Here is a 25,327-nt window from a genome sequence, read left to right on the forward strand (position 1 = left end):
GCAGAACCAATCTCTTTCCCATTTACCTTTGCAGTAACTTTTGCTTCTGCTTCAGTAGAACCTGTTATTTTTACATCCGCATCCGTTACTGGTTTAACAACAGGTGCTGGTGGTGGTGCGATGTCTTTTACGATTACTTCTGTATCTGGACTTACGTTACCTGCTTCATCTGTTGCTGTCACTACAATCTTCGTACCAGCTTTTTGTTTTGCTATTTTTATTTCAAAATAACCTGATTGATCTGCTGTTGCGGAACCGATTTCCGTTCCATCCACTGTTGCAATTATTTTTGCCAATGGATCTGCCGTACCTGTTATTGCTTTATCGGCCACCGTCACTTCATTCACACTAGGTGCTGTTGGCAGAACTGGGTCCACTTCATTTTTTGTACCTATTAATTCCCTTGCATCACGAACACGGATCCGATTTCCTTCAGAATATTTACCTGCTAGACCCACTGCTTCTAGTGTATCGCCAATTTTAAGTCTTGGAATTTCACCAGTTTTTCCGATAATATAACCGTCGGTAAATACGAGTGTTTCACCGGAACCATCGTCGATGATATAGGAAGTTTCATCTGGTATCGCTGTTACTTTCCCTTTTACCTTAATTAATAAACCTTGGTTTTCTTCTGAATTTGAATCTTTCGTACTTACGAGTTTTGGTTCTATTAGTGCACCAGAACCTAGTTTTACAATACTTTCATCAAAACTACCAAACTCTAATTCTAAGTTGTTTTCAAATACTTTAATATGCCCATAAATTCGTACTTTGTCGCCTTCTTTTAGGCTTCCTTCTGGAACATCGTTAAAGGCCATAATTCCGCCAGTGCTATCTTGAATATACACAGCGTCAAAGAATGCCGTAGAAGTAACGGTTCCTTCCACTACAACATTTGTTCCTTCAGCTAATTTACGTGCAGCTCCAATGGATTTCACTTTTGGCTCAAGATGTGTTAACCAATTTACTGCATTCACTGCAAATTGCGCATTTCCTTTTGGACTAAATGTTTGATCAATTTGCTTGTCATTGAAAATATTCATTCCAGAGACAATGATTCGCCCTTTTCCAAGCTCCTCTGAAGCAATGACTGGAATACTAGAACCGCCTGTTACGTTCTCTAAGGCAGGACCTTTTGTGCCATTTGAAGTCCATACGTTATATTTTACTGTATCCGCTTTGACACTTGAAGTATCTTGGAATGTTGATTCATTTCCGCTTGCTAGTATGGATACCGTACTACTATCTGTTAATGCTTCTCTTTTACCTGCTCCATCATTTTTGGCAAGACTTGAACCACTATAGTACTCAATCGTTGGAACAAAATCAGTTAAAGTTGTTTGATTAGGTGTTGGATGTATTCTTACAGAGAAATTCGAAGTTAATGGTGTACTCCAGAAGTTCCCTTCTTTTGTTTCATCAAACACTCCATCATTGTTGACGAGAATGCTTGAACCAACACTGGACAATATGTCATTTAAGTTTTGATTTGTTCCACCGTAGTTACTCTTTTCGGTCATTAACAGTGATCCACCGTTTTGAACAAAATTAGTAATCGCGGCTATTTCATTTTTTGAATACGCACTTGCTGGGTGCGTGATCAATAATACACTTACATCTTTTAACACAGCATCAGAAAGTGTGGTTGAATTTTCCACAATGGAATATCCTTGCTGTTTCATTAATGTTGTGAACAATTTAAAGTTATCTTTGTAAGTTCCGGTATCACCTTTTGTATTTTCATTACCATGTGTGCCATCAATCATGATGGTTTTGCCTAATGGCTCTTTAATATAAAAGCTTTGTTCATATTTATTGTCGCCAAGATCATGTCCATCATTTGCTGAAAGCACCACGATAATGCTGTGATTTCCAGAAACCGGGTTGTTCCATATCACACTTGCATCGCTAGAAGTGTTTGCTGGAAGTGAAACGACATCGGCCTCGCCAATTAAGTGTTTGTCATCGATACTATCATAATAGAACTTTGCATTTACTTGTTTAATATCGACAATCCCTAAATTGCTTATTCCAGCCGTTAGAGTGGTTGGAACACCACCGATAATTGCACCATCTGGTGTACTTACATTACTTACGTTAACTGCTACATCCTTTGCTGGAGACCAAATTGGTGCAGAATAAATTTGATCGCCATCTTTTTGCGTTACTTTTACAACAAACCATTGCTGCCCGCCTGCTACAGTTAAACTTGGTTTCCATTCAAATGAAGTAGTATCTTCTTTTGGAACATAGGAATCAATTACTCTACCATGATTCGTAATTAACTCAACCTTTGCAATGTTATCATTGGATGGTGTTTTTATATAACTATATTCAGGGTTTGACGGGTCTTCTGAAACAGGATCACTACCTGAAATATTGAAATCTAGCGTATCTGTATCTACAATCGATCCCATATAAAATCCGCTAGCAGATACATCTAATGTAAAATTAGGATCCTCACTCATATACACGCGCATATGTTTCATTGCATCAAGAAGGGAATCTTGACTTAAATCAGAGGCAACGATAACAGTTCGTTTCTTCGTTTGTCCCCAAGTAGCATCATGGTTATCCTCACCATACGTTGGAGCTACATGCCATCCTAAATCTAGTGCACTATAAAACTTATCTTCCGCATTTGCATAGGAATACTTTCCTGATCCATTCCCCACTTCAAGCATCGTAAATAGTTTATCTACGTTTTTATCATAAGGAATAAAATTATCAAAAGCATTCGCTGACATTTTTGGATGATTAAATTGTGCAACAATATCATCATACGTCAACGTCCAACTATAATAGTTTTGCAGTTTTTGATAAGCTCCACCATCAACCACACGATCAATGAAGTTATCTGTTCCAAAAACATTCGAATGTCCCCATGTTGTGGAAGTCATTTCAAAAGCAGGGAATACAACAAACTCTCCGTTTTTTGTATATTCCTTCGCTAAATCCTTCGTTAACTGCCAATCAGATCCGCCTGTTCGTTCTTTCATTCCTTTATGATCCACAGTGTCCTTATTTACAAGGCTGGAATCAATATCGTGAGAATGATCGGAAAAAGCAAAGAAGTCATAATGATATTTTTTCGCATCTTTTAACGCTTGTTCAGGTGAACCAGCAGCATCATGAGAAATGTTTGTATGGTTATGCGTTGTTCCTCGGTAATGATGTCCACCAACAAACCTTTTGGCTACAGAAAACTCCCAAGTATGCGAAGAAAGATTTCCTAGCTTATCTCCTGCAGTTGCAACTACAGTATGAACTCCTTCTGATAGTTCATCATCTTTTGTAAGCACTAACTTGATCTCTGTTTCGCTTTTAACTGCTTTTGACGTGTAATCCTTACCATCAAGTGTAATGCTTGACAATGCAGGATTCACTCCATTTGGATCATCCAATTTAACAGAGATGGTTGGGTATCTAGACTCAATACTACTTCCGTCTTCAGGTGATACATTTGAAAATTCCGGACCATCTTTATCTTCCACAACATCTACTGAAATTGGCTTTTCAGCATCACCAACTGATTTTTTATCGTTAACGGAAATTGCTTCCATATAATAGAAGAATTTATCCTTTGGTACATCTTCTTGTAGGATTTTTCCATTATAATTTTTGCCGTCTGCAGATTCCATTAATACTTGTTTATAAGACGAATCCGTTTCGCCTTTGTAATAAAGCGTAACTGAATCTGCATTTTTTGCTATTGCGTTGAAAGCAACATCGATTCCAATATACGCTTTTTTCAACGGTGTATGTGTTAATACTAATTGCCCTTTTATGTCAGAAGCGTTTCTTGGTAAAAGGTAATAGCCGCTTGTAAATGGAGCTACTTTTTTATATTGGCTTACAATACCAGTGAAGCTATAGCTTGCATCTTGTTCGATGTCACTTATAGAACCTTGAACACGAACAATAGCTAGATTTCCGTTATCATCACTAACAGAAATATCGTAGTCCGGACCATTGGAAGGAATGTTTGTTACTTTTCCAGTGAACGTGACTAATTTACTCTCTTTGGATTCATTTAATGAACCAATCGAAATTTGTTCAGGGGCTGGTACACTGTCAATTCCAACTACTTCAATGGATGTTGGAATAAACTGTGTTAAACCTGCTGTAAATACAACATGTCCATCGATACGATATTTCGTACCTGCTTGGATAGTAGTTGATGGGTTAGTATTATTTACAACTTTAATGGCTCCTGTATTATCTTGAAGCGTGAAGTTTGTTTTCACATTTCCATCAGGAGTGTTATCTGTTGTTGCAACCCCTTCTATCGTTGTTGCATATCCAAAGTTGATTGGAAAACCATTTTCATCATTCTTTCGCAACTCACTCAATGATGTAACCGTTTTCGTATTACCATCTACATCGATTCTTGCATAAAGGCTCTCAAGAGCAGTAGGCTGTGTTGAATCCGTATATGTTACGTAAACAACTTTACCTTCGATAGTATCTTGAGCATTTATTGAAAAAGAACCATCTGCCGCAGCAGTAGCTTGTTGCACTCTTGTAAGCTTCCCACCGTTCTCAACATAGGCTTTCACTACTGAGGAAGCGGGAACAGAACCAGTTTTCCCTGTTATCGTCGCAGTTCCACTCGCGTTAGAAAACGTTATTTTCGTTGAGTCTGGAGATTGCATAAATTTCGAATTGCGTACAACCATCTCTTCAGGAGTGTTACCACCTGATGGTTTATTTAACACAAAATCCTTTGAAGGATCTTTCGTAAACCAACCATTACCCATTCCATAAGCGGAATTTGGATTGGAACCGATATCTGTCTTACGTAAAATGGTTCCCCCACCAATGGAGGCATCTGAAATCGGGCTTCCCCAATATAATGGATTCTTAAAGCTAGCTGTACCATTCGTAAATGCTAATAAATCGATCGCATCGGGATCATCCACACCGGTAACCGCTGTTTTCTTTTTAGCTAAAACGATGGCACCACCTGTAGATCCACTTGGATTTAATGTTGTAGTAACATCCGGCTTTACAGGAAGATCCGCACCTGTCGCTCCTGTTGCACCAGCAACTAAAAAGTATCCATGTGCTTTAATAACACCTGATAAAGCTGTGCCTGCACCAAAGTTCATGGTAGCTGCAGCACTGTAAGCAATAGACCAGCCATTTAAATCAATATCTTTATCAGTCTTATTGTACAACTCGAAAAACTTTGTTTTGTAAAACGCTCCACTGTTTCCACCGTTTACGTATAACTGACTAAACATAACGTCTCCTGGTGAAATTCCATTTGGATTGGTAGACCCAGTGTAGTTTATCGCAACCTTATCACTAGCATCCTTCTCTGCTTCCTGTGCAATTATATAAACTACTGTTTTGGATTGCGGATTAAGGAATGATAAGTCAAAAGAACCATCTGAACCTGCATTTGTTGTCGCTACTTCCGTATTGTCGTCAAAATAAAGTTTCACTGTTGCATTATTTGTTACTGCCCCAGCTGCACCTTTTACATTCGTATAAGAAGTATAGCTAATCTTTGAAGCAATTGGTGTCGCTGTTTTTGGAATAACAATACCTGAGTAAGCTACAGCAACTTTGTCGCTAGGATTTTTCCCATCTTCTGTAGCCGTAACATAAATAACTGATTTCGATTGCGGGCTTGAAATATTTACAGTAAATGAACCATCTGCATCCGCTGTTGTAGATCCCGCTAATTTGTTGTCATCATAATAAAGGTTAACTTTAGCCTTGCTTGCAACTGCACCTGCAGCACCTTTGACAGCTGAATAAGTATTATAAGTAATTTTTTCAGCATCTGGTGAAGCTGATTTTTCAAGGTCTGGTGTATCTCCGATTGAAGAGCCTTTGAATTCGATGTCGGCGATACGGTTAGTACCACCAGAGGCGACTGTACTACCACCTATAGAAGTATCTGAGTTTTTTAGCCATCTTACATAAATAATATCTTTATCATCTGCTGCACTCGGTAACGAAACATTGGCTGTTACCCAAGTATTAACAGTTGTAAGTGTTACAGTTCCATTTGGAATGTCTGTCCAATTACCGCGATCCAAACTATATTGAAGTTTAAAATCTCTAGGACCGGTTGAAGAACCATACTGCTTTGAGGCTAAAGAAATATTTTGATAGCCTTTTGTAGATAATGATACTTCCCAATAGGATGGACTGTTTGTCCAAGTAGTAGCATTGGGAACCGTGTTACCTGAAGGTCCAGCAACATAAGATGTACCAATTGTCGCACCTGTAGCTGATAATAACTTGTCTAAATTTTCAGGTAATCCGGAAGTTGCTTTTAGTTTATTGTTCGCGTCACTAAAATCCCATTTCGCCAACGTAACAGGATCACTACTTGCCATTGCATTTTGTGGTATCAAGATAGAAATCATCATCATTGCTAACATGATAATGCTGATCCACTTTTTGTTCTTCCTAAACAATTTGTGCACTGTTAAATTTCCCCCCATTAATAAAAAATACTTTAATATTTTTTAAGCTATAAATCGACATTTTCCCCCTTTTTTTTCCACCCTTCTAGTAAGTTAATAAGTATTGCTATTAAACTTTATTATGGATAAATCAATAAGTCTACACAAAAATTTTTATTTTACAAAATATTAATGAAACATTTACTATTCTTATGTTATAGTTATCGTGCTTTCATAAATTATTAATGCATATTTCATGGGGGATTATATGAATAAATTCTTTTCAACACGAAAAAGAAATCTGTTGTTTTCTAACACAAAATGTCGAATGCTGCTCATCTTCACGATTCCTTTTTTTCTATTTTTTTCACATCTACAAACTGCACAGGCACATGCATATAGTGCAAGCTACACCACTTTAGATCTTACAAAATCTCAAACAAAAATGACTTATGTGCTAGACGAATTATCGGTTATGGAGTTAACCAATGGGGATCAAGATCATAATGGAATGCTAGATCAAAATGAATTCGAAGCGGTTAAAAGTAAAATCGAAGTTATTTTAAAGAAACATATGATTTTAAAAATAGATGGAAAGCCTCAAGAATGGTCCAAACAGGTGGAATGGAATTTCGATCGAAAGGGAGAAGCGACACAACTTCAAATAGTTGTTGATTTTCCTGCACTAACACCTGGTCAGTCCATCTCCTTAACGGACAACTTATACAAGAATGATAGCAATACGAACTACGTTGACTTAGTCAAAGTCAATTACGGTGATCATAATAGTACATCAGCCCTTTCAGGAAATGACCGTACTTGGTCGATGATGCTTAGTGAAAATGAATATGCTGGTTTGTTATCATCAGACAGCAAGTCACAAGCAGCTCCAACCGAATCATTAAATAAACAAGTAGAAAGCAATAAGCAGTCCGAAAAACCTGCTGTTTCAACATCCGGATGGCTTACCTTTTTAAAGCTTGGAATGAACCATATTTTAACAGGGTATGACCATTTGCTATTTCTACTTTCACTTCTTATTGCAAGACAAACATTTAAACAATATGCAACCGTTATTACTGCGTTTACGATTGCCCATAGTATCACGTTAACCTTAACAGTATTAGGTTGGATTCATGTTCCGCCTAGTATTGTCGAGCCTATGATTGCTCTGAGTATATGCTATGTTGCGTTAGAAAATATTTTCCGAAAATCGATTAGTTATCGATGGGTGGTCACATTTTTATTCGGGCTTATTCACGGAATGGGCTTTGCTGATCTTTTAGTAGAAATGGATATTCCGAAAAATCAACTAGCCTTGGATTTAGCAAGCTTTAATATTGGTATTGAAATAATTCAGCTATTTATCGTCATTTTGCTGTTACCATTGATCACTCTTTTATACCGCTGGAGGCATTCAAAATACGCAGTTATAACCATTTCTACAATCGCTTTTCTATTAGGTGGAATTTGGTTGATCGAGAGAGTATTTATTTAATAGAAGGAGTGGAACTTTTTGCAAAAGACAGCTATCGAGAAAAGCTCTCCTATCAAATCAAACAAGCATTATCTGATTCTCTTAAGCTTACTGTTCATCATCATTTTATATATTATTTCTACTAATCGTCTCGAAACGATTATCAATAATCCGAAATTACACTTATTTAAGATGATGTTCATCAGTATTATCATCGAAGCGATGCCCTTTATTCTAATCGGTGTTTTTGTCTCGGCAATACTCCAAGTGTTTGTTTCGGAGCAAATGATTAAGAAATTCATTCCGAAAAATCCAGTTTTGGGGATAATGACAGCTAGTGTATTAGGGATTATATTTCCAATTTGTGAGTGCGGGATGGTACCAGCTATCCGAAAGCTGATCAAAAAGGGAATGCCTTTATACGTCGCCACAACGTTTATATTAGTTGGACCGATTTTAAATCCAGTTGTTTTTCTATCAACGATTACTGCCTTTCGAAACCAGCCAGTTGTAGCTTATACACGAATGGGCTTAGCCTTTGCTGTAGCTTTGGTTGTCGGTTTAATCGTCTATCAATTTGTCAAGTCAAACCAATTACGTGAGGAATTAACCCATACACATGAACATCATCACCATGAAAATCATTCACCAAAACGGGTGAAGGATAAGGTAGTAGAGGTAATGGGTCATGCGGTAAGTGAGTTTTTTGATATGGGAAAATATCTATTACTTGGTTCTATTATTGTGTCGCTGCTTCAAGTGTTTGTTTCACAAAGCAGTTTAATAGAGGTAGGAAATAGTGGGGAGAAAGCTAATTTGGTGATGATGGGCCTTGGATTTATTCTATCCCTATGTTCCACATCGGATGCTTTTGTTGCTCAATCACTGCAAACTACTTTTTCAAAAGGATCACTAGTTGCCTTTATGGTTTTTGGTCCCATGATTAACTTAAAAGGGCTTCTTATGATGCTTGCCGTGTTTAAGACGAGATTTGTTATTTTACTATGTGTTCTTGTTTTTATCTTTGTATTTGTGGGCTCTCTTGTTCTGCCATTAATCATTTAAAAACACGTAAGGTTGGGGATTGGATTGAAAAAACGAATTAGTTCTAATACTGTACATCACTTTATCCGAGCAATCCTTCTTCTTGGGCTTGCGATCTATATCTTTCAATTATCCATTTCAGGGGACATTCTTCAATACGTCGTTCCCCAGATAGTTATATATATAGGAATTGCCGATTTCATTCTCTTCATTGTTGCAGCTTTTCAATTGTATATTGCTATTTTATCTTTGAAGAAGCCTGTTATCCTTTGTGAGTGTGGTCACGATCATGATCATGGGAGTGTTTTCGGGCACCATCATTCTGAAGAGAATAAATCAAAATTAATCAATACTTTTATCTATAGTTTATTCTTATTACCGATTCTTCTCGCATTCATCCCAAATCAAACCCTCGCCAGTTCATTAGTAAACAATAGAGGAATGAATTTAGGCGGATTAGCTGCTTATAGCAACTCGAAAGGAGCTGCAGTCCAATTAGACGGGAATGAAGATCCTGCGCTTAAGAAACTGTTTAAAACAAATGTCTATGACCAAGGGTATGCAAAGCTAGGAATGAAATTATATAAGGAAAACGTAATTGAAATGAAGGATAAATGGTTTATCGAAAAATTGCAATCCATGAATACATTTGTCGATAATTTCCAAGATAAAGAAATAAAAATAAAAGGTTTCATATACCGGGAAGCCGGATTACCAAGCGATCAATTTATCATTGCAAGAATGGGAATGACCCATTGTATCGCAGATATTTCACCATTTGGGATCGTAGCTGAATCTAATAATGCTGCCCAATTTGCCAATGATTCATGGGTAACGATTTCCGGGAAAATAAGTAAAACGGTAGTGAATGGGCAGACTGTCATCAAAATTGATGTAACAAACTCAGAACCGGCTCATGCTCCGAAAGTTCCTTACGTTTATCCTGATTGGGATTTTGCTTCTAAGTTGTAGATGAAAGGGATGATCACATGTTATTGAAATTAGGCAGTATTTTTTTCATTCTATTGGTGACGGGCTATAGTATAATCCATTTTCATCGTAGTAAACAGAAAATGAAAACTCCGATTCACTGGACTGCTCCTGTTCTCGTTGGAGTTTTCAATGGAACAATGGGCTTTTTATTCATGCAAACATTAGGAGATTGGGTAACTTTCGCTATTACCCTTAGCATAATTTACGCAATTATTACTGGGATCCTTGTTGGTGGTGCACTTAATAAAGTACATGGACTTAATCAAATTCTAACCGGATTCATTGGAGCAGCTTTAGGCTCTGTATTAGGATATATCACATTTATTACTACTACTTCATTCTTTGTTATTGATATAGTGTTTATTCTATTTATCTATCTTCTTTTAACGATTTTGGATAAAACAGTAGCTAAGCAGACTGGAAGAAAAATTTCTGTTAAGCAAATAAAAAAAACAGCTTATACTTCTTCTGCTATGCTTGTTTCCGGTTTAATCGTTCTGCTCGCTATTATTTTACTGAACGTAAAGCATTTACATGTTGGGATGATCGGACAACCACAAAAAGCAGCGGTCGTTTTGGATGAGGGGAATGACCTTCAAGTTGGTACCATTCATGTTACGCCTTCTGGTCTAGATCCGAAAACAACAACATTGAAAGCAAAAACGATGTTGAAAGCTATTATTAAAGTAGATCTAAAAAAAGGGGAACAAACCCGCTTGATTTCTAACGACTTACACCTTGATGTTCCTTTAAAAAATGGAGAAAATATTATTCTTCTAGACAATCCTATTAAAGGAAAATATCAGTTTGTTATATCTCCAGGGAATTATAAAGGGGAATTTATTGTAGAATAGGCTTTTGGCAAGTATCCTAAAACGAAGCTGATAATCGAACCACCATAATGGTCGAGAATGGCACAGAATTAGATTTTTATTGATAGAAGCTCTGTAAATATTCCCCTTAGGTAGATTATATTTTAATCTATCAAAGGGGAATTTATGTGAATGGTTTTTATTCGAATGAATAATGTAGAACATATACCATGGAGGCAGTTTTAGCCATCTACAATATTGATTTAACAGAACTTTCCCCTTGAAAATTTCTCCACTAAAACACAACTACTTATCAAATACTGTTTTTATTTTTCCTTTTTACTTCATCATAACACTTTACTCAAAAACGCCTTCGTTCTTTCATGTTTCGGATGGTCAAACAATTCAGATGGAGTATTTTCTTCCACAATAAAACCGCCGTCCATGAATAACACGCGATCACCTACCTCGCGGGCAAAGCCCATTTCATGTGTCACAATCACCATGGTCATGCCTTCTTTGGCAAGCTGCTTCATGACCTCCAGCACTTCTCCGACCATTTCCGGATCCAGCGCAGAGGTCGGTTCATCAAAGAGCATGATTTTCGGTTCCATTGCTAATGCCCGGGCAATCGCTACTCGTTGTTTCTGACCTCCTGACAAGGAATCAGGATATGCATCCGCTTTATCTGAAAGTCCCACTTTTCTCAGTAGTTCTAACCCTTTTTGGAGAGCCTTTTCTTTGTCCAATTTCCTAACATGGATAGGAGCCATCATAATATTTTCAATCACACTTTTATGAGGAAATAAATTAAATTGCTGGAACACCATCCCGACTTCAGTCCGAATTTCATTAATATTCGTTTTAGGATCAGTTATGTCCAGTCCTTCAATGTACACACGGCCATCTGTTATCATTTCTAGTAAATTGAGGCATCTTAAAAAGGTTGATTTCCCTGATCCTGAAGGACCGATAACAACTACTACTTCTTGGGGCTTTACTTCAACATTAATTTCTTTAAGGACTTCATTATTGCCAAATGTTTTCTTGAGATGATCTACTTTAATCATTCTGTGCTCACCTTTCTTTCAATAAAATTCAAAATATAGGTGACGGTGAGGGTTAAGATAAAATAGATAACGGCGACTGTCAGATATGGCTCCCAGGCACGATAATATTCTCCTTGCATTGCACGTCCCCAATACATTAATTCAGGTGCCGCAATGAAAGCACCAAGCGAAGAATCCTTTATTAGCACAACAAACTCGTTTCCTAGCGGTGGAATCATCCGTTTAACAGCTTGAGGTAAAATTACAAGTCTCATTGCTTGTACATGTGTCATCCCTAATGATCTTGCTGCTTCCATTTGCCCGCGATCAATTGATTGTATTCCTGCTCTAAAAATTTCAGAAATATATGCTGCAGCATTTATGGAAAGAGCTGTTACAATAGCCAAAAAGGCATTCGTCTTTCCGGTAACTGTAGGAATTACGGCAAAGTGCACAAGAAGAATCTGGACAACTAAAGGTGTCCCCCTAAAAAAATTAATGTACCAAACAAACGGGAAACGGAGAATACGATTCTTTGACATTTTTCCTATGCTTATAAATAAACCAATAATCGTTCCAAAAATTATCCCTAAAATAGAAATCTCTATAGTGACAAGTGTTCCACGCAAAAAGTAAGGCATATAGTCTATTACGAGCTTAAAGTTAAAATCCATGATCCATCCCCTTTTCTAAAGGCTAGGTATTGGGAGTTACGAAAATAAAAATTGCGTAACATTCTTTCTACTGTTACGCAATTCATGTTGCTTAAAATTGTTTTTTTAGTACGTCAATATTAGGCTCGGTACCGAACGTATTTTTATAAATTTTCGCATATGTCCCATCGTCTACAATTTGCTTTATAGCCTTATCAAGATCCGTTTTTAACTTGCTGCCCTTAGGTAACATAATGCCATAAAATTCGGATGGAAAAGATGTGTCTGTGATTACTTTCAAATTTTTGCCTGGGTTGTTTTTCGCATATTCTTCTACAACAGCGTTATCGGCTACAACCGCATCTGCACCTCCTTTTAACAACTCCATAATTGCTAGAACATTGCTTTCAAACTTTTTTATATGCTGAAGATCTTTACCTAGAATTTTTTCCGCAATTTCTTGTCCGGTTGTCCCGTTTTGAACGGCTATTGTTTTTCCTTTTAAATCGGCTCCACTTTGAATCGGACTGTCCTTCGGTACGAGAATTTTATTAATAGATTCAAAGTATGGGAGGGAGAAATCATATGTCTTTAACCGTTTTTTATTGATGGTAATTGAAGAAATTGCCGCATCTGCAGTTTTCCCTGGAATTTCTACAAATATCGGGTCCCATCCTATATTCTCTAGTTCGTAGTCATATCCTGCCGCCTTCATGACCGCATCTAAGATATCCGCATCAAAACCAACAATCTTATCACCGTCCAATGATTCCATTGGTGCATAGGAAGCATCTGTTACAATCCTTAATTTCTTGTGTTGTGTCCCTTCATTGGAGCCTGAAGTAGGTTTCTCACTTGTCCCACATGCCGAGACAAGAAGTAATAAACCAATTGCCAAAGAAGAAAGAAACACTTTTAACCCTTTATTCTTCATAATCCTCCCCCTAGTAATCTATTCCATATTCATCTATATTAAAAAAATAAATAGATTAGAAGAGGGAACGTTCGCAATAATTCTAGTTATTTCTTGGAGATATAAGAGAATTCGACATTTATGCTTGAGCTCCTCGCCGATAATATTCCTTCATCATTTCCGCTGGGACCATACTTCCACCTGTTGCCCAGACAAGATGGGTTGCATTATCCATATTTTCCTCTGATATATAACGACTACTTTTTGATAGAGTCAATAATTGAATTGGACCGAAAAATCCCGCAAGAGCAGATGGCTCAAGATAAATACCTTCCTGGTCAGCTAGCTCGTGAAGAAATTTATAAAGCCTTTGATCTTGGATGGTATAACATCCACTCAACATATCGCCGATTGTCTTCCCAACGAAACTTGACGGTCTGCCAACTGCCAGTCCATCTGCATCTGTTCGATTATCAAGTCCGAAATCGAAAACAGATACTTTATCTTGAAGTCCTGTCATTTGTCCGATGAGAAAGCAAGGAGAATGCGTGGGCTCTGCGAAAAAACAATGTACATGTTCCCCAAATTCCATCTTCAAACCAAATGTAATACCACCTGGTCCGCCTCCAACACCACAAGGAAGATAAACAAACAAAGGATGCTCCTTATCTACAGTAATGTTCATTTCCTGCAGTTGCTTTTTTAAGCGCGTTGCTGCTACAGAATATCCCAAAAATAAATCTTGTGAATTCTCATCATCGATAAAATAACAATTCGGATCTGACTCCGCCTGTTTCCGGCCTTCTTCGACCGCTTTGCTATAGTCAGATTGATATTCGATTACGTTTACCCCTTTACTCCGTAAAAGATCCTTTTTCCACTGTTTTGCATCGGCAGACATATGTACCGCGACTTCAAAACCTAAACATGCACTCATGATTCCGATGCTTAAGCCTAAATTACCAGTAGAACCAACTGCGATTCTATGCTTTGAAAATAATTGCTTAAATTCAAGAGAAGCGAATGCTGTATAGGAATCAGATGTTCTTAAAAGACCATGTTTGATAGCGAGGTCCTCTGCATGCTTCAGCACTTCGTAAATACCTCCGCGGGCTTTAATTGAACCTGAAATAGGCAAATCATTATCACACTTTAATAGCAACTTGCCGCTTATATCCACCTGATATGCTTGTTCCATGGATTTTTTCATCTTTTTAATTTCCACGAGTGGTGATTCAATAATTCCGCTTGTTTTTGCTGTTTCAGGAAAAACTGATTCGATATAGGGGGCAAATCGTTGTAGGCGCTCCTCTGCTTTCAAAATATCTTCAACTGACAAGTCCGATCTATTTTTCTCCCCATATGTTGGATTTATCCAGAATACTTCATGCATTTTTATAAGATTATGCAATAGCGGATAATCTTCCATCCATTCTTGAATACTTTTACCTTCTAATAGTTTTGAAGACATGCTTATTCCTCCCTTTTTATCCTAATATTATTATAAAGTACTATTGAAAAATTACTCGTCTTCATATGTCTTTTTCTATTTTCCAGCTCATATAATCGTAGTGATTTTCTAATTTCATTAAAGGAGGTTACAGGTTTGAAAAAAATGACGCAGCGAGTTAGTGAAAAGTTAAGTGAGGCTCATACTCTACCATCCTGGCTCTATACAGATTCCGATGTTTTAGAAACAGAAAAAAAGGAGATATTTAGCAAAACATGGCAATATGTCGGGCATATTAGCCAATTTACCAAGTCTGGAGATTATATTGCGACCGAAGTTGCTGACAGGCCAATCATCGTCATTTGTGGACAGGATGGAGAAGTTCGAGCCTTTTATAATGTTTGCTCCCATCGTGCCTCTAAGCTTGTGGAGGGGGAAGGAAACAAACCGCTGCTCGTTTGCCCTTATCATGCTTGGTCCTATCATTTAGATGGTTCTTTAAATAAAGCTCCTAATATGGCAGGAGTAGAAAACTTTGATCATAAGGATTTTTGTTTAAAAAAGGTAAATCTTGAAATCTTCCAATCTTTTATATTTGTCAATCTTGATCCAGATGCACTCCCTCTTGCCACCCAATTTCCTGATTTATTTCATCATGTAAAAGAAAATAATCTTGGAAATTTGAAAAGGGTTCGTGTAAACGAGAAGGTTTGCAAATCAAATTGGAAGATTGGGATTGATAATTATCTAGAGTGCGATCATTGTTCCATTGTCCATAAAGCGCTCGTTTCAAAAGTGGATATGAATCAATATGAACATATGTTGCATGAGTACTATTCCTATCAAAGTACCCCACTTAAAGGATGGAATAGTGATTTTCCTTTAGGGCAGGGCGGACGATATTATTGGCTTTATCCAAATACTTGGTTCTCATTTGATCCTGGACCCGCAAATCTCTCTATCCATCAATCGGTACCAATTGATCACAGAACGACGAAGTATGTATACACAACATTTTTTATGACAGAAGAAGTAACCCAGGAAGAAGAAGAATTAATGGCTATCGATCAATTAGTCCGAAAAGAGGATTTAGACATTTGTGAAACCGTTCAAAGGGGAATCGATACCGGAGCTTATTCACAAGGCAGATTTTCTCTTACCGAAAATTTAGTCCATCATTTTCACTTGCTATTACAGCGTGATTTAGAAAAGGTTTTACCTTTACCAGAAGAAAGTTCCATTACGGAGTAATTTTTTGTAAGCGCTTCCTTTGCGAAAATACTTTTGGAAGATAGGTGATTGGATATGGACAATGAAAAACACTCAACATTGAAACGAACAATGAAGAGCAGACATTTATTCATGATGTCCTTAGGTGGCATTATCGGTACAGGATTATTTTTAGGATCTGGCTATGCCATTGGCGAGGCAGGTCCTGCTGGTGCTATATTGGCATATTTAGTTGGTGGACTTCTAATGTATTTAGCAATGATATGTCTTGGCGAATTATCAGTTGTGATGCCTGTTTCTGGATCCTTTCAAGCACACGCAACACGGTTTATTGGTCCTGCAACAGGCTTTGTCGTCGGGTGGATATATTGGTTAAGCTGGGCTCTTTATGTCGGACTTGAATTTGTTGCTGCTGGAGTTTTAATGAAACGCTGGTTTCCGGATGCCCCGGTTTGGATCTGGTGTGCATTATTTGTTATCATTCTTTTTTCGATCAATTCCCTTACTACAAGGAGCTTTGCAGAAACAGAATATTGGTTTGCCGGCATCAAAGTGCTTACTGTCATTCTCTTCATTATCATTGGCCTAGGAGCGATTATCGGGATTGTGCCAATGCACAGTCATGAAGTTCCTTATCTTTCTAATTTTATTGGGGATGGATTATTTCCTGCTGGTATGGTGGGTGTATTTATCTCGATGATGACCGTTATATACGCCTTCCAAGGCTCCGAGATTATGGGGGTTGCTGCGGGGGAAACAGAGGAGCCGGAGAAGAATATTCCAAAAGCGATTCGCAATATTGTATTCCGAGTACTAATTTTCTACGTGCTTGCTATTTTTGTTCTATCCGCTCTCGTTCCTTGGCAAAAAGCAGGAGTACTGGAAAGCCCATTTGTAACGGTATTCGATATGATTGGGATTCCCTATGCTGCAGATATCATGAATTTTGTCATATTAACCGCTATCCTTTCAGTAGGAAATACTGGATTATTTGCATGTACCAGAATTTTGTACTCCCTTTCCGAAAATGGAATGGCTCCATCTATTTTTGCAAAACTGAATAAACGTGGTATTCCATCATATGCATTATTAATTACGCTAGGATTTGCATTACTTTCCTTATTAACTAGCATCGTGGCAGCTAATACCTTGTTTGTCGTCTTACTAGCTATAAGCGGAATTGGCGGAACACTGACATGGCTTGCAATTGCTGTTGCCCAAATACGGTTCCGGGGGAAATTTGTGAAAGATGGAGGAAAAATGGAGGATTTAAAATTTCGGGTGAGGCTTTACCCGTTTCTCCCTATCCTCTGCATTGTTATGTGCCTAGCTATCTTTGTTTTCACCGCATTTGATCCAACACAGCGAACTTCCCTTTACTGGGGGTTTGGGTTTGTTATCATTTGTTATTTATATTATTACTTTGTATTTATGAGAAGAGACATAATCATTCAGATATGGAACCGAATCCGATTTCGAAGGAAGATATATAGTAAGAAAAACCGCTGATTTACGAATTTAAATCAGCGGTTTTTTCTTAGTTATTATAAGTTTACAGTTCAACTTACATGATGTTGCTTCTGTTTATGTTTTTACAGATTTTCAAATTGATCATTTCATCTAAATTAGCTTTTATACATGAAAAATACTTTCAAGCACAGAGACTGGGGTTTCGTACTGATAACCAAATTCGCTGCCAGTGTAATAAAAATGTGGATTTTCAAAATCTGTCATAATGTCTTGCTGTTTTTTTATTTCCATAGAAACCTGGCCGATTGGATCTTGTGGTACAAGATGTATGCTCATTCTCGTTTTTTTATATTTTACTGAAATAGATGCAATTTGCTCTCTTTCATTCATAATAAAAATATCATTTTGTTCGTTTACGAACGCTGAAAATTCAAGGGAATCATATGCAACACGTATGGTATTTTGATCCTTTTTAACCACAAATCCTCTATCTCTGAAATAGTCTTCAAAGGCATCTAAAAACTCTTGCACCTTTAATTTCAATCCAGGAAGGATATTGTCTTCGAAATACTTGTGGTTTTTTTCTTTTAAATTGGCTAGTTCGACTTGTAGGTCTTCTAATTTGCTCATCATCTATAACTCCTTAAACTAAATTCCTTTTGATGGGTCCTGAGGGGAATTCTTTGGAGATTATCTAAAGATAATATAGCAAACTTGCATTTAAATAACAATTGATGTCTGGCATCCGTGGTGCCTGACACCAATTACACTTTTATATTTTATTTCCATAATGTATAACATCCTGATGAATAGTAAATAAATTTTTACCTTTATTCATAAAAATAATTGACGATTATTAAAAATAGTAATAAAATAATTACTAAATTAATTAGAGTGGTGATTAATGATGGACGATAAAATTGCTCAGGAATACATTGCTTTGATACCAAACTTATTTAGTTCCTTTAGCGAACTAAATAAGGATTCAACAGAGTTAACACATACGCAGAATCACGTTATTGAGTTTTTATATATGCAACAAAGGGCATTGAATATAAAAGATATTAGTATTGGTTTAAATATAACTAAGCAACAACTGACAAATATTATTAGTGATTTAGAAGCTCAAGGTTATTTAGTTAAGGTGCCGGATAGTAAAGATAAACGTGCAGTGTTAGTTTCGTTAACATCAAAAGGTAAAGAAATTGAAAATAAAAAGTGGACTGAAATATATCAAAGATTTATTAACAATTTGACCAAAATAAATGACGAAGAGAAACTAGATTTAGCCTTTGCTCTTCATAAAGTGAACGTATTATTAAAAAAGTTGGAGGACTAAAATGAACCAAAGGGAAAGAGTATTAATCTTAAGTAATGGCGTGATAATGGGTTTAGTAATGGGATTAATCTTTAAAGATATGTACAAATGTCTAGTTACTGGTACCATTGTATCTTCAGTAATTATGGTAATGCTAAGCAAAAAAGTTATTAACACTAGTCATAAGTAAATTTATAAACACTGTAATTCAAGTAGGAGTTTTTGATTGCATCATTTTTTTATATCTATAAAAGAGGAGAGGAACGATATGATTTCATCAGGATTAACATTTGGAATTTACCCACTAAGCGTAGCAGGTACACCTTTTGGTTTGGCTAAAGGCCCAGCTGACGACTACAAAAAAATTCAATTAGCGTTACGTGACCTTCAAGGTGACTCAAAAAATTTGTTTCCCAGAACCTATCTCATTTATACAAAAGAATGGGAATCCAAAATGTTAGCAAATGCAGATCGCTATCTTGAATCTAATTTATTAGGGGATTTAACTATAGGGTGTGGAGATTGGACACAGAATCAGGAACCAGATATAGAACTCGAAAATTGGCTAGATTTTATTCGAAAAGTCATTCACAAATACGGCTCCCATTTAGCCTCTCTTCAAATTACAAACGAACCTAATTTATCTTTTATGGAAGGTTCGAAGTCATATATTATGCAAGCCTTAGTAGAAGGCGTAATTACAGCGAAAAAAGAAGCCCAATTGCTTAATCTACCGCTAAAGATTGGATTCGGTTCAGTTCCGGAAAGCCCTGCATCAGTTCCACATTTTTGGGAAAACCTAGCTAAAGCTGGAAATTCCACATTTATTGAATCCATTGATTTTGTCGGACATAATTTTTATGTGGATGTATTCGAAGACCAACCACTCGATTTAAAAGAAATACCTGCTTCTGTTGAACTTACACTTCTCAATCTAAGGGAGAATCTTACTACCATAGGCATACCTACTTCAGTTTCTATTCGAGTTACTGAAAACGGATGGCCCACCGGAAAGAACCCTGTGGCCAACATAGAAAGATCTTATGAACGTCAATCAGCAGTTCTTGAAACTGTTATTCGAACAATCTATAATTTGCGAATGGAACTCAATATTTCCCATTATGAGCTCTTCGGACTCCGGGATGCAGATAGTTCCAAGGATGACCTTTTCCATCAATATGGAATTATGCGAGATGATTACTCTCCCAAACCGGCTTACAATACATTTAAGAAGTTAATACAAGAATTGGGGCTTTAAAAAAGCCCCAATAATATTGAATTGGTCTTACTAACCTATCGATAAAAGATCAATCTTTACTGCGATCATCTTCCTTCTGACTCATCATCAAAAGTGTTAGTGGTTTATCTGAGCCTGTCATTAATTTATACACATATGAAGAAGTTATTTTATAGCCACTTTCAATTTTTTCAGCTAAATAATTCGTTCTTTCAAATAAAATGGAACGAATATGGTTGATTTGTCTGAGGATTTTTTCCGTTAGTGCTTCTTGGCTATCTAATCGTGTTAATACTTCATTTTGAATATTCTCCTGCTTTGAAAATTGCTCAGACATTTGATGATGACGTTCAAGCTGTTCATTTATTTTTAGCGTAAGAGCTTGTTTAGATGATTCATAATGTCCAAGCCTGTTCATGATTTCCTGATTAGATTGACTTACAATATGAATTTGCTCATCACCTCCTGTTTAAATTGGCCTTCATTTTCCATCATACCTTGCAATTTTCTATTTTCATCATCCAATTTTATTAACCAGTCCATCACATGGCCTTCGAATTCTTTTTGTTGTTGGTGTTTCTCCTTCAGTTCCTTTAGCTTGGTTCCTATATCGTTCCACTGATTTATTTGAACATCTTCCCGTTGTTGATTGTATTTTTGTAAGTCATGAAAGGAATGAAGCAATGATTCGTATGCCTCATTCTGGCCGTTGATTAGTTCTGATAAATAATCTATTTTCGCAAACGCTTGATTTGATTCCTGTATGTTGCCAGAATTATGAAAAACCTCCGGATGATCATTTTTATTAATAAACAATCCCACTTAAGTCCGCACCTCCCTTTCTATATGAATGTAATAGTTTATTCGAATAAATTAATCTAGGAGACATTAATACAGAGGATTTCATCTTAGTGAAAAAAACAAGAGAAATAGAAATAAAGAAGTAGCCCTTGGATTAACTTGCAGTAGGGCTATTTTTCATTTTCATTTTATTATATTAGTGTCCATCTCATATGGACAAATTGCCGTTTTGTCCATTCGCAGTGCCTGGCACCAAGATGTTAGCATCAAGATGTATATTTTTCTCAAATACAGACACTTTATATAAAGGTATGAATAAAAGAAAGACGTTTTATTTTTATTTTCATTTGGAGGTTATTTAATGCCAATGAATATGACGCACAAACTAATTAAAAACCATCTTATTTCTGGAGAGATGGTTCCAGGACAAGAAATTGGACTTAAAATTGATCAGACCTTAACCCAGGATGCTACCGGAACAATGGTGATGTTAGAGCTAGAGGCGATGGGACTTGATCGCGCGAAGACGGAAGCCTCTGCTCAATATGTAGACCACAACCTCATACAAGTAGACAATAAAAATCCTGATGACCATTTGTTCCTACAAAGTTCTACACGCAGGTTCGGGCTTTATTTCAGTAGACCTGGAAATGGAGTTAGTCATCCTGTTCATATGCAGCGTTTGGCTAAACCAGGAAAAACACTACTAGGTTCTGACAGCCATACATGTGCTAATGGCTGTATGGGTATGTTGGCAATGGGGGCAGGGGGAATTGATGTTGCAATGGCGATTGCAGGGCAGCCGTTTTATGTGAAAATGCCCATGGTATGGGGAGTAAAATTAATCGGTGAGCTCCCAGAGTGGGTAAGTGCTAAAGATGTCATATTGGAAATGCTTCGCAGACATGGAGTAAAAGGCGGAGTTGGAAAAGTCATTGAATATTACGGGCCAGGTGTTCAAACTTTAAGTGCAATGGATCGCCATGTAATTGCCAATATGGGGGCAGAACTAGGAGCAACCGCTACGGTTTTTCCTTCCGATGAAGAAATTAAGCGTTTCTTAAAAGAACAAGGTAGAGAAGACGATTGGTCTCCACTTGAGGCTGATGAGGGAGCAACATACGACATAGATGAAGAATTGAACTTATCAGAGGTTGTACCTCTTATCGCAAAGCCATCAAGCCCAGGTAATGTGGTACCTGTCTCTGAAATCGCCGATACTCCTATTTACCAATCTTATATTGGATCATCTGCTAATCCTGGTTTTCGTGATTTTGCAATTGCAGCGGAAATAGTGAAAGGAAAGCATATTGCAGATGGTATTTCTTTTGACATTAACCCGTCTTCCAGACAAATGTTAACGGACTTAGTAAAGGAAAGCCATATTGCGGGCCTCCTTCAAGCTGGTGCACGTCTGCATCAGGCAGGTTGCAATGGTTGTATCGGAATGGGACAAGCACCTGCAACGGGAAGAAACAGCTTGCGCACCACTCCTCGGAATTTTCCAGGAAGGTCTGGAACAAGAGAGGACAGTGTCTTCCTATGCAGTCCGGAAACAGCAGCAGCATCTGCATTAACGGGAGTGATTACAGACCCTCGAACACTTGACATTCCCTATCCCAAAGTACAAGAGCCTATCAATCCAACAATTGATGAAAAACTATTAGACGTGCCTTTACCATATGAGGAGGCAAAAAAAATAAAACTACATAAAGGACCTAATATTGCCTCCATTCCTTCTATGGATGAACTGCCGGACTCTTTGGAACTGCCAATCCTGTTAAAAATGGGAGACAATATTTCAACCGATGAAATTCTTGCAGGAGGAGCAAGAGTTCTGCCTTATCGAAGTAATTTACCAGAGATTAGTAAGTTTACTTTTGAAATTATTGACAGAACATATTATACTCGCGCGAAAGAAACAGGCAGTCATGCTATTATTGGCGGATTCAACTATGGACAAGGTTCCAGCCGTGAACACGCCGCCCTCGCACCAAGATATCTCGGTCTTCGGGTTGCCTTAGTAAAAGACTTTGCCCGTATTCACTGGCAAAACCTTGTGAACTTTGGTGTCCTGCCTCTTACTTTTGTCAATGAAGCGGACTATGATAGTTTAGAACAAGGCGATGTCCTTGAACTGAAGGATATCAAAACAAAGATACAAAATGAAAATGAGTTTACTATTACCGTTAAAAGAAAAAATAATGAAATAAAAGTGAAGCATTTACTTTCTTCACGTCAGATTGAAATCATGCTGAGTGGCGGATTAATCAACTGGGTGAAAGCAAATCATGTGGAACAAAACACATAAACAATTCATAACTATTTTTTCATGGAGGGATGAAAATGATCGACAGAGAAATAACCTGTAAAGCGTGTGAAGGTACTGGGATGCTTTCTGATGATGAAGGTTGGCAATATACGTGTAACGTTTGTAATGGAAAAGGTGAATTGAATGCAGATGGCAGTAGAAATCCTGCAAAATTGATGTCTGTTGATGAGAATAATCGTTTATTAGATTAAGGCTTTGTGGAATGGGCATTAGCCCATTCCACTTTTCTTAGTAAAAATGCAATATTTTAATCTATTTTATTCTGAGATTGCTCCTCCTTTTGATTCATCATTAGCAGTGTACGGGGCTTATCCGAGCCTGTAATCAATTTATATACATACGAAGCAGTTATCTTATAGCCGCTTTCCATTTTTTCTGTTAAAGCCTCTTGTCTATCCAGTCGGGTTAATACTTTATTTTGAATATCTTCTTACTTGGTAAATTGCTCGGTCATTTGATGGTGATGTTTAACCTTCCATTCCTAAAGCCTGATTATAGAAATTACATGTTTTACACCGATATAAAAGTAAATGTCCCTGCTTTGCCTTCTATTGAACATTCCACTTGATAAAAGTTGGAATTATGTTCCTTAGAATTCATTGATAGTGCTATTCCTATAATTCTCTTAACTGTTCTCCTGTGGAGGACAGTTTTCTGCTTTGTCCATTTGTGGTGCCTGACACCATGTATTCAAAATTGTTTGCAACTTTTTGCGGCTTAAACCGTATTTAAGAGAAAGGAGTTCATTTTATTAACTTCGGAGGGAAATATGAATAATGCCTTACTTATTGTAATTAATGTATTGGCTAGTCTTTTTATCTTGTTTGTCTTAATCCAAACCGTTCGTGTTCAGAGAGCAATGAAGAAATGTGAACCTGTACATAAGAAGATGTTTAGGATAAGAGGTACAGGGAAGTGGTGGAAGGTTCGTATTTTTATTGTCTTTATTATCTTGTATATAGCACTGTATATTTTCTCAATTTGGTACTTTGACTTTCTAAAATTAATATGGTTATACCTTAGTACATTGGCGGGTTTTCAGATGTCTCAAATTTTATTTCGCTATGGAAAGATGGGGAAAAAGGGAATTTCGATAGCGGATACTTTTATCCCTTGGGAGAATATAGAAAGTTGCAAATTGGAATGGCTGCCAATCACACATAGTTTCTATCCAAATGGTGAATTAACGTTGACAACGGACTCTCATATGCAATATGTCATAATAGTAGATAAAAAAGATGAAAAGGCGATTGGCGAGCTTCTTGAAAAAAATAATCTTGTTACACCGATCACGACTCAAAAATAACAATGGAGGTTCCCTATCCGGAAACCTCCCTTCCTCATTATTGAGCAGTGTAGCCACCGTCTACTAAAAGGCTTGTACCATTTACAAAAGATGAGTCATCACTTGCTAAAAACAGTACTGCTTTTGCAATCTCTTCTGCTTTTCCAAGTCTGCCTTGTGGATGTAAGGATGCAAGATACTCTTTCGTTTTTGGATCTACTTTGGAAAGTAATGGTGTATCGATATAACCCGGACATACAGAATTGACACGAATGCCTACTTTCGCATATGCAGTACATAAGTTTTGGGTTAATAGCTTCACACCACCTTTTGCAGCAGAATATGCAGTCGGATTAGGTAATGAAACATGACTATGAATAGAACCAGCGTTAACGATGACACCGCCACCTCCTTGTTTCAAAAATTGTTCAATCGCATATTTATCGGATAAAAATACACCTGATAAGTTAATATCAATAGTTCGTTTCCACTTTTCATAGGTTAATTCATGTGCTGGGGAATCATCAGCAACTCCCGCATTCGCATATAGGATATCAAGCTTTCCATAGTGGCTAACTGTTTCGGATACCATATGCTTTACATCTTCTTCAATTGTAACATCTGTTTTAATGAATAAAGTATCGTATCCATTTGTATTTAGTTCATCTGACAATTGCTTTCCACGTTCAGAAAAATCGGCAATAACTACTTTCGCTCCTTCTTCCGCAAATAGACGAACGGATGCTTCTCCAATACCGCTTGCCCCACCTGTAACAATCGCTACTTTATTATCTAGTTTCATATTGTATCGCTCCTTTTAGTTATTTATTTTCCCCAA

General features: G+C 37.2%; 21 protein-coding genes. 12 read left to right on the plus strand and 9 right to left on the minus strand.

Translation table 11 applies throughout. From position 1 onward, the window contains the following. Positions 1 to 6,446 (minus strand): DUF4350 domain-containing protein (locus tag AC3WJF_RS17190; protein WP_492454383.1); only part of this gene is annotated, 6,446 nt, incomplete at its 3' end. Between the two features lie 247 nt (positions 6,447 to 6,693). Between AC3WJF_RS17190 and AC3WJF_RS17195 the strand changes: the two genes are divergently transcribed. The 4 genes from AC3WJF_RS17195 to AC3WJF_RS17210 are packed head-to-tail and all read left to right on the plus strand — an operon-like array spanning position 6,694 to position 10,793. Beyond that, the gene (locus AC3WJF_RS17195) at positions 6,694 to 7,923 is read left to right on the plus strand and encodes a HupE/UreJ family protein (protein ID WP_492454385.1); all 1,230 of its coding nucleotides are present in this window, start codon (positions 6,694 to 6,696) and stop codon (positions 7,921 to 7,923) included. A gap of 18 nt (positions 7,924 to 7,941) precedes the next feature. Then, complete coding sequence (locus AC3WJF_RS17200) at positions 7,942 to 8,967, plus strand: permease (RefSeq protein ID WP_492454386.1); 1,026 nt, start codon at positions 7,942 to 7,944, stop codon at positions 8,965 to 8,967. Positions 8,968 to 8,991: 24 nt separating this feature from the next. Next, the gene (locus tag AC3WJF_RS17205; RefSeq protein WP_492454388.1) at positions 8,992 to 9,918 is read left to right on the plus strand and encodes a TIGR03943 family putative permease subunit; all 927 of its coding nucleotides are present in this window, start codon (positions 8,992 to 8,994) and stop codon (positions 9,916 to 9,918) included. A gap of 17 nt (positions 9,919 to 9,935) precedes the next feature. Continuing rightward, positions 9,936 to 10,793, plus strand: a complete 858-nt coding sequence (locus tag AC3WJF_RS17210; RefSeq protein ID WP_492454390.1) for a hypothetical protein — start codon at positions 9,936 to 9,938, stop codon at positions 10,791 to 10,793. A 305-nt stretch (positions 10,794 to 11,098) separates the two neighbouring features. Here the strand turns inward: AC3WJF_RS17210 and AC3WJF_RS17215 are convergent, their stop codons facing one another. The 4 genes from AC3WJF_RS17215 to dsdA all read right to left on the minus strand — a co-directional run bounded on the left by AC3WJF_RS17215 (position 11,099) and on the right by dsdA (position 14,837). Further along, the gene (locus tag AC3WJF_RS17215) at positions 11,099 to 11,821 is read right to left on the minus strand and encodes an amino acid ABC transporter ATP-binding protein (protein WP_492454392.1); all 723 of its coding nucleotides are present in this window, start codon (positions 11,819 to 11,821) and stop codon (positions 11,099 to 11,101) included. Then, the gene (locus AC3WJF_RS17220; protein ID WP_492454394.1) at positions 11,818 to 12,474 is read right to left on the minus strand and encodes an amino acid ABC transporter permease; all 657 of its coding nucleotides are present in this window, start codon (positions 12,472 to 12,474) and stop codon (positions 11,818 to 11,820) included. Before AC3WJF_RS17220 ends, AC3WJF_RS17215 begins: the two co-directional genes overlap by 4 nt. Positions 12,475 to 12,565: 91 nt before the next feature. Next, positions 12,566 to 13,387, minus strand: coding sequence for a basic amino acid ABC transporter substrate-binding protein (locus AC3WJF_RS17225; RefSeq protein ID WP_492454396.1), 822 nt, complete (start codon positions 13,385 to 13,387; stop codon positions 12,566 to 12,568). A 118-nt stretch (positions 13,388 to 13,505) separates the two neighbouring features. Beyond that, the gene (dsdA, locus tag AC3WJF_RS17230; protein WP_492454398.1) at positions 13,506 to 14,837 is read right to left on the minus strand and encodes a D-serine ammonia-lyase; all 1,332 of its coding nucleotides are present in this window, start codon (positions 14,835 to 14,837) and stop codon (positions 13,506 to 13,508) included. 144 nt (positions 14,838 to 14,981) lie between these two features. On the opposite strand from dsdA, the gene AC3WJF_RS17235 reads away from it, so the two are divergent. Beyond that, positions 14,982 to 16,067: an aromatic ring-hydroxylating oxygenase subunit alpha gene (locus AC3WJF_RS17235; protein ID WP_492454436.1), complete on the plus strand. Its 1,086-nt coding sequence runs from the start codon at positions 14,982 to 14,984 to the stop codon at positions 16,065 to 16,067. A 48-nt stretch (positions 16,068 to 16,115) separates the two neighbouring features. Next, complete coding sequence (locus tag AC3WJF_RS17240; RefSeq protein ID WP_492454399.1) at positions 16,116 to 17,555, plus strand: amino acid permease; 1,440 nt, start codon at positions 16,116 to 16,118, stop codon at positions 17,553 to 17,555. 123 nt (positions 17,556 to 17,678) lie between these two features. On the opposite strand, the gene AC3WJF_RS17245 is transcribed toward AC3WJF_RS17240, so the two are convergent. After that, positions 17,679 to 18,149 carry a hypothetical protein gene (locus AC3WJF_RS17245; protein ID WP_492454401.1) on the minus strand — a complete coding sequence of 157 codons (471 nt, stop codon included), beginning with the start codon at positions 18,147 to 18,149 and terminating at the stop codon, positions 17,679 to 17,681. Between the two features lie 271 nt (positions 18,150 to 18,420). Here AC3WJF_RS17245 and AC3WJF_RS17250 point away from each other — a divergent pair, with 271 nt between their 5' ends. From AC3WJF_RS17250 to AC3WJF_RS17260, 3 genes are all read left to right on the plus strand, one after another. Further along, a complete protein-coding gene (locus AC3WJF_RS17250; protein ID WP_492454403.1) occupies positions 18,421 to 18,855 on the plus strand; it encodes a MarR family winged helix-turn-helix transcriptional regulator in 435 nt (144 codons plus the stop codon). Position 18,856: 1 nt separating this feature from the next. Continuing rightward, a complete protein-coding gene (locus AC3WJF_RS17255) occupies positions 18,857 to 19,024 on the plus strand; it encodes a hypothetical protein (protein ID WP_492454405.1) in 168 nt (55 codons plus the stop codon). Positions 19,025 to 19,102: 78 nt separating this feature from the next. After that, positions 19,103 to 20,092: a hypothetical protein gene (locus tag AC3WJF_RS17260; RefSeq protein WP_492454406.1), complete on the plus strand. Its 990-nt coding sequence runs from the start codon at positions 19,103 to 19,105 to the stop codon at positions 20,090 to 20,092. A gap of 49 nt (positions 20,093 to 20,141) precedes the next feature. On the opposite strand, the gene AC3WJF_RS17265 is transcribed toward AC3WJF_RS17260, so the two are convergent. Both AC3WJF_RS17265 and AC3WJF_RS17270 read right to left on the minus strand, forming a co-directional pair. Then, positions 20,142 to 20,489, minus strand: a complete 348-nt coding sequence (locus tag AC3WJF_RS17265; RefSeq protein ID WP_492454408.1) for a hypothetical protein — start codon at positions 20,487 to 20,489, stop codon at positions 20,142 to 20,144. Between the two features lie 20 nt (positions 20,490 to 20,509). Then, positions 20,510 to 20,893, minus strand: coding sequence for a hypothetical protein (locus AC3WJF_RS17270; protein WP_492454410.1), 384 nt, complete (start codon positions 20,891 to 20,893; stop codon positions 20,510 to 20,512). A gap of 340 nt (positions 20,894 to 21,233) precedes the next feature. On the opposite strand from AC3WJF_RS17270, the gene AC3WJF_RS17275 reads away from it, so the two are divergent. From AC3WJF_RS17275 to AC3WJF_RS17285, 3 genes are all read left to right on the plus strand, one after another. After that, complete coding sequence (locus AC3WJF_RS17275) at positions 21,234 to 23,183, plus strand: aconitate hydratase (RefSeq protein ID WP_492454411.1); 1,950 nt, start codon at positions 21,234 to 21,236, stop codon at positions 23,181 to 23,183. 35 nt (positions 23,184 to 23,218) lie between these two features. Then, complete coding sequence (locus tag AC3WJF_RS17280; RefSeq protein WP_492454413.1) at positions 23,219 to 23,395, plus strand: hypothetical protein; 177 nt, start codon at positions 23,219 to 23,221, stop codon at positions 23,393 to 23,395. 578 nt (positions 23,396 to 23,973) lie between these two features. Next, the gene (locus AC3WJF_RS17285) at positions 23,974 to 24,510 is read left to right on the plus strand and encodes a DUF5673 domain-containing protein (RefSeq protein WP_492454415.1); all 537 of its coding nucleotides are present in this window, start codon (positions 23,974 to 23,976) and stop codon (positions 24,508 to 24,510) included. A gap of 37 nt (positions 24,511 to 24,547) precedes the next feature. On the opposite strand, the gene AC3WJF_RS17290 is transcribed toward AC3WJF_RS17285, so the two are convergent. Further along, positions 24,548 to 25,291, minus strand: a complete 744-nt coding sequence (locus tag AC3WJF_RS17290) for an SDR family NAD(P)-dependent oxidoreductase (RefSeq protein WP_492454417.1) — start codon at positions 25,289 to 25,291, stop codon at positions 24,548 to 24,550. Between the last annotated feature and the right edge of the window lie 36 nt (positions 25,292 to 25,327).

Source organism: Heyndrickxia sp. FW510-T9 (assembly GCF_058781025.1).

Coding starts and splice junctions, on each gene's coding strand:
- AC3WJF_RS17210 (WP_492454390.1), top strand. CDS start 9,936: ATGTTATTGAAATTAGGCAGTATTTTTTTCATTCTATTGGTGACGGGC.
- AC3WJF_RS17245 (WP_492454401.1), bottom strand. CDS start 18,149: ATGATGAGCAAATTAGAAGACCTACAAGTCGAACTAGCCAATTTAAAA.
- AC3WJF_RS17215 (WP_492454392.1), bottom strand. CDS start 11,821: ATGATTAAAGTAGATCATCTCAAGAAAACATTTGGCAATAATGAAGTC.
- AC3WJF_RS17285 (WP_492454415.1), top strand. CDS start 23,974: ATGAATAATGCCTTACTTATTGTAATTAATGTATTGGCTAGTCTTTTT.
- AC3WJF_RS17195 (WP_492454385.1), top strand. CDS start 6,694: ATGAATAAATTCTTTTCAACACGAAAAAGAAATCTGTTGTTTTCTAAC.
- AC3WJF_RS17235 (WP_492454436.1), top strand. CDS start 14,982: ATGACGCAGCGAGTTAGTGAAAAGTTAAGTGAGGCTCATACTCTACCA.
- AC3WJF_RS17275 (WP_492454411.1), top strand. CDS start 21,234: ATGCCAATGAATATGACGCACAAACTAATTAAAAACCATCTTATTTCT.
- AC3WJF_RS17225 (WP_492454396.1), bottom strand. CDS start 13,387: ATGAAGAATAAAGGGTTAAAAGTGTTTCTTTCTTCTTTGGCAATTGGT.
- dsdA (WP_492454398.1), bottom strand. CDS start 14,837: ATGTCTTCAAAACTATTAGAAGGTAAAAGTATTCAAGAATGGATGGAA.
- AC3WJF_RS17255 (WP_492454405.1), top strand. CDS start 18,857: ATGAACCAAAGGGAAAGAGTATTAATCTTAAGTAATGGCGTGATAATG.
- AC3WJF_RS17260 (WP_492454406.1), top strand. CDS start 19,103: ATGATTTCATCAGGATTAACATTTGGAATTTACCCACTAAGCGTAGCA.
- AC3WJF_RS17250 (WP_492454403.1), top strand. CDS start 18,421: ATGATGGACGATAAAATTGCTCAGGAATACATTGCTTTGATACCAAAC.
- AC3WJF_RS17265 (WP_492454408.1), bottom strand. CDS start 20,489: ATGAACAGGCTTGGACATTATGAATCATCTAAACAAGCTCTTACGCTA.
- AC3WJF_RS17280 (WP_492454413.1), top strand. CDS start 23,219: ATGATCGACAGAGAAATAACCTGTAAAGCGTGTGAAGGTACTGGGATG.
- AC3WJF_RS17220 (WP_492454394.1), bottom strand. CDS start 12,474: ATGGATTTTAACTTTAAGCTCGTAATAGACTATATGCCTTACTTTTTG.
- AC3WJF_RS17290 (WP_492454417.1), bottom strand. CDS start 25,291: ATGAAACTAGATAATAAAGTAGCGATTGTTACAGGTGGGGCAAGCGGT.